The sequence below is a fragment of the Kitasatospora sp. NPDC054795 genome (assembly GCF_053611565.1).
Genome location: NZ_JBSHAP010000249.1, coordinates 1 through 5130, shown reverse-complemented (window position 1 = coordinate 5130; position 5130 = coordinate 1). Strand labels below are relative to the sequence as shown.

General features: G+C 71.4%; 3 protein-coding genes and 1 pseudogene. All 4 read left to right on the top strand.

Annotated elements, in window-relative coordinates; translation table 11 throughout:
• Positions 1–105: pseudogene (locus ACWGJO_RS40885) on the top strand (ATP-binding protein); the annotation flags it as partial.
• 400 nt (positions 106–505) lie between these two features.
• Positions 506–3853: a sensor histidine kinase gene (locus ACWGJO_RS40880; RefSeq protein ID WP_452190864.1), complete on the top strand. Its 3348-nt coding sequence runs from the start codon at positions 506–508 to the stop codon at positions 3851–3853.
• Positions 3854–3863: 10 nt separating this feature from the next.
• The gene (locus tag ACWGJO_RS40875) at positions 3864–4277 is read left to right on the top strand and encodes a roadblock/LC7 domain-containing protein (RefSeq protein WP_030057391.1); all 414 of its coding nucleotides are present in this window, start codon (positions 3864–3866) and stop codon (positions 4275–4277) included.
• A 161-nt stretch (positions 4278–4438) separates the two neighbouring features.
• A complete protein-coding gene (locus ACWGJO_RS40870) occupies positions 4439–5080 on the top strand; it encodes a DUF742 domain-containing protein (RefSeq protein ID WP_452190863.1) in 642 nt (213 codons plus the stop codon).
• The last annotated feature ends 50 nt before the right edge of the window (positions 5081–5130 follow it).

The following is a 5130-nucleotide window of genomic DNA, read 5'->3' as shown; positions in this document are numbered from 1 at the left end:
GGCGCCGACACCCCCGTCATCACCCTCGACGCCCGCCGCCGCGACAGCGCCAAGAGCGCCCTCATCACCCTCGTCGAACACGCCCTGCTGGCCCGGCTCCGCTGAGCGAGGGGGAACCGCCCGGCCCCGACGGTCCGTCCCCTGCAGCGGGCCGTCGGGGCCGCGATGCTTACCGGCCGGTGTCCTCCGGGGGCCCCGCGCAAGACCCGTGTATAAGCAGCGGATAACAGTTCGGTAGGCATTTTGTGATCAACAATGACTCAGTGTGGCGAATCCGCGTCACTCAGCGCCAGGTGACCACGGATTTGCTCCGCCATGTCGGTGAATGTCCGGATTGTTCCGGCGTGGGCGTCGGACTTCGGCTGTTTGTCCCCCATCCCCGCACGTGCTGAAATTCCAGCTACCCCTGGATGTCTCCTGCTCCGGCCCGTCCGGCGGAGGTCAGGGCACCGGGGTAGCGCTGGATTGATCCATGGCCGGCAGTCGGCCGAGAGGTAGTTGTCGAGTGAGGCGTAAGCAGCAACCCGCCCCGCAGCGGCGCTCCGAGCCCCGCCAGAGCGAGCCGAACGGTACCCAGGGGGATCCGGCCGGATTCTCCGCGTTCACTCCCACCGAGGAACGCCCCCTGGGCCCCTCCCCGGCCCCCGAGCCCCAGGGCACGCCCACGGCGCCCCGAAGCGGCGGTTCGTCGGGCGACGGCGGCGGCTCCAGCCGGTACGACTTCCTCCGCCCGCGCAACTGGCGCGTGCCGACCCGTCTGATCGCGATCCTGCTGATCCCCGTGATCATCAGTCTCGTCTTCGGCGGTCTGCGCGTGAACACCTCGGTCGACGGCTTCATCAAGGCCTCCCGCGCCGAGAAGACCGCGGAGCTGGCCAAGGCGGCGACCGAACTCGCCGAGGCGCTGGAGAACGAGCGCGACAAGACGCTCATACCCCTGCTCACCAAGCAGGACCCGAACAACGAGGTCACCAAGCGCCGCAACGACACCGACGCCGCGCTGAAGGCCTACAACGCCGCCTACGCCGCCTCGGACAAGTCCGGTGAGCTCCCCCGCCGCCACGAGGCCTTCCAGGCCCTGGTCCTCGACCTGGCGCACCTGCGGGCCAACGCGTACGGCCCCGAGCTGTTCGCCAGCGCCACCGCGAGCGCCTACTCGGTGATGCTCGCCCCGCTGCTGGCCTACGACAACTCGGTCGGCATCGGCTCCGCCAACGCCACCAGCAAGGGCCGCGCGATCTACGCGATGTCGCTGGCCAAGGCCTCCGCCTCGACCCAGCGCGCGCTGATGCTCAACCTGCTGGTCGGCATCTCGCAGAACGCCACCACGCGGTACGAGAACCAGGACGTGATCCAGCAGATCCTGGTCTCGGAGAAGCTGGAGCAGGTCTCCCTCAACGAGTTCAACACCGGCAGCGCCCCGGACGACGCCCGGAAGTACGCGGCCGCCCAGGTCGCCGTGGCCACCGCCCAGGAACGTTCGGCGTACAAGATGCCCAACGGCGCGGCGCCCACCATGCAGGGTCTGCTCCAGCTCGGCGCCGCCTACAGCCAGGCCGCCGCGGAGGGCCAGCTGAAGGGCAAGGCCGCCGCCGACGCCGCGTACGCCGAGGCGAAAAACGCCGGCCTGACCCCGGACAACTGGAACCAGGCCGCCAACACCCACATCCAGGCCCTGCGGAACACCGAGATCGCGCTGCTGGACGACGTCCTCGCCGAGTCCCGCGCCCTGAAGGACAACGCGCTCTACGACGCCATCCTCAACACGATCATCGTCGTCGCGGCGCTCATCCTGGCCGGCCTGCTCACCGGCTACGTGGCCCGCTCGATGATCCTCGGCATGCGCACCCTGCGCAGCGCCGCCCTGGAGATCGCCGACCACCGTCTGCCGGACCTGGTCGAGAAGCTCTCCAAGACCGACCCCGAGCGGGTCGACACCTCGGTGACCCCGATCCCGCTGCACGGCAAGGACGAGATCGGCGAGGTCGCCCGGGCGTTCGACCAGGTCCACCAGCAGGCGGTGGCGCTCGCCGCCGAGCAGGCCCTGCTGCGAGGGAACGTCAACGCGATCTTCACCAACCTGTCGCGCCGCAGCCAGAGCCTGATCCAGCGCCAGCTGGCGCTGATCACCGACCTGGAGAACAACGAGGCCGACCCGGACCAGCTGGAGAACCTCTTCAAGCTGGACCACCTCGCGACCCGTATGCGCCGCAACGGTGAGAACCTCCTCGTCCTCGCGGGCGAGGAGGCCGGCCGCCGCTGGAACACCCCGGTCCCGCTGGTCGACGTGCTCCGCGCCGCCGCCTCCGAGGTGGAGCAGTACGAGCGCGTCGAGCTCTCCGGCATCCCGGAGGTCGACGTCGTCGGCGCCGCCGTGACCGACCTCGTCCACCTGCTCGCCGAGCTGCTGGAGAACGCCACCTCGTTCTCCAGCCCGCAGACCCGGGTCCTGGTCAACGCGACCCGCCTGCCGGACGGCCGGGTGCTGGTCGAGATCCACGACAAGGGCATCGGCCTCACCGCCGAGGACTTCGCGGAGATCAACGAGAAGCTGGCCGAGCCGCCCACGGTGGACGCCACCATCTCCCGCCGCATGGGCCTGTTCGTGGTCGGCCGGCTCTCCCAGCGGCACGACATCCGCGTCCAGCTCCGCCCGTCCGGCGAGTCCGCCGGCACCACCTCGCTGGTCATGCTCCCGCCGTTCGTCACCCAGTCGGGTGCGGTGCCGGAGCCGGACGAGCAGTTCACCGTCTCCCGGATCTTCGCCGAGCAGGAGCCGACCGCCCAGTGGGCGCCGGACACCACGGCCCGCAGCGCCGCCGAGCTCGGCTTCGACGACCACCTCACCGGCATCGGCAACGCCGGCTCCAGCGGGTTCAGCCCGGCTCTGGAGTCCGTCCAGCGCTCGCAGCGCCTCGACCAGGTCCGCCGCGCGGCCCTGGAGGGCGGCCCGCAGGCGCCGGTGATGGACGCCGAGGTCGAGGAGGACTACCAGCAGGGCTACGACCAGTACGCCCCGCAGGGCTACGAGCAGCAGCCCCACGCCGACGACCGGTACGGCTACGACCAGGGCGGCTACCAGCAGGACGAGTACCAGCACGACGAGTACGCCCAGGACGGCTACGACCAGTACGCCCCCCAGGGCTACGAGCAGCAGGGCTACGCCGACGACCGGTACGGCTACGACCAGGGCGGCTACCAGCAGGACGGGTACGCCGACCAGTACGGCCGGCAGGCCGAGGAGTCCCCGGCCGACCACCCGTACGCCCCGGAGCCGCCGGCGCTGCCCGCCGCCGAGGCGCACACCACCCTGCCGTCCGGGCTGCCGCAGCGCCGCCCCGGCGAGCAGCTGGCGAGCGGTGGCCCCGCCGCCGCCCCGTCCGGCGCCGGCGCGTCCGGCGACGCCCCGAACTGGTTCGCGGGCGCCAAGGACACCTCGGCGTCCCCGACCCAGCGCGGCCACGACGTGTCCTCGCTCGGCGGATACGGCCCGACCGGCCCGACCGCCAGCACCGCCTGGCAGTCGCCGAACGACGGCGACTGGCAGCGGGCCGAGCAGCTGCGCGAGCCCAGCTCCAGCGGCACCACCGGTGCCGGTCTGCCGCGGCGCGTGCCCAAGCAGAACCTGGTGCCCGGCAACGCCAAGCCCACCCCGCAGGACGGGCCGCAGGTCTCCCGCAGCCCGGAGGAGGTCCGTGGCCGCCTCACCAACCTGCGCCGCGGTGTGGAGCAGGGCCGCAGCGCCGGTAACACCGGAAGCTTCCGGATCGACCCCGATCAGGCAGACCAGTCCGGCAACGGACAGAACCGGAGCACCGATCTCTTCGGCGGCTCGAACCACCAGGAGCGTTGAGTTGACTCAGATGAGCCAGGCCGCACAGAACCTGAACTGGCTGATCACCAATTTCGTGGACAACACCCCCGGGGTGTCCCACACCGTGGTGGTCTCCGCGGACGGCCTCCTGCTGTGCATGTCCGAGGGCTTCCCGCGCGACCGTGCCGACCAGCTCGCCGCCGTCGCCTCCGGCCTCACCTCCCTCACCTCCGGTGCGAGCCGGATCTTCGAGGGCGGCGAGGTCAACCAGACCGTGGTCGAGATGGAGCGGGGCTTCCTGTTCCTGATGGCCGTCAGCGACGGTTCCGCGCTCGCCGTCCTCGCCTCCCCGGACTCCGACATCGGCCTCGTCGGCTACGAGATGGCCCTGCTCGTCGACCGCGCCGGCGCCGTCCTCACCCCCGCTCTTCGCGCTGAACTCCAGGGCAGTCTCCTGCACTGACGGTTCGTCGGATACCGTCCAGGTATTCGAAGCACCTCCGCGTCCTTCCCGGGCCCGCTTCGGCGGGCTCGGGTTCGGACGTTGTACGGCCTTCGCACCACCGGCTCCGGACCTGCGCCGAAGCTCGCACCGCACCGCCGCACCCTGTGAGGAGAGGAACCGTGACACCGCCCGACGACCGCAGCGGCCAGTACGGCGTTCCGTACCCTGGCACAGGCCATGACGCCTTCGGAGCACCCGGCGTCGGCCACGGTCAGCAGTACGGCCGGCACCAGTACGGACAGCCCCAGCAGCCGTACCACCGCCCCGAAGAGCAGTACGGCCAGTACGACCAGTACGCCCGGCAGCCCTCGTACGGCGCCCCGGCACCCGGCTACCCGGCCCCGGCGCCCGAGCCGGCCCCCGGCTACCGGCCCGCCCAGGAGCCCGGCCACTACGAGGAGTTCGAGGACGAACCCGACTCCGGCCCGCTGATCCGCCCGTTCGCGATGACCGGCGGCCGGACCCGCCCGCGCTACGAACTCGCGCTGGAGGCCCTGGTCTCCGCCGACGTCGACCCGCAGCGCCTGGCCACCCTGCTCCCCGAGCACCAGCGGATCTGCACGCTGTGCACGGAGGTCAAATCCGTCGCCGAGGTGTCGGCGCTGCTCTCGCTTCCCCTGGGAGTGGCCCGCATCCTCGTGGCCGACCTGGCCGAGGCCGGCCTGGTCGCCATCCACCAGCCCGCTTCCGGCGGCGAAACCGGAAACCAGCCCGACGTCACGCTGCTCGAAAGGGTCCTCAGTGGACTTCGCAAGCTCTAACGCGGCCGCCCCCACCCGCGCCACCACCTCCGCGAAGATCGTCGTCGCGG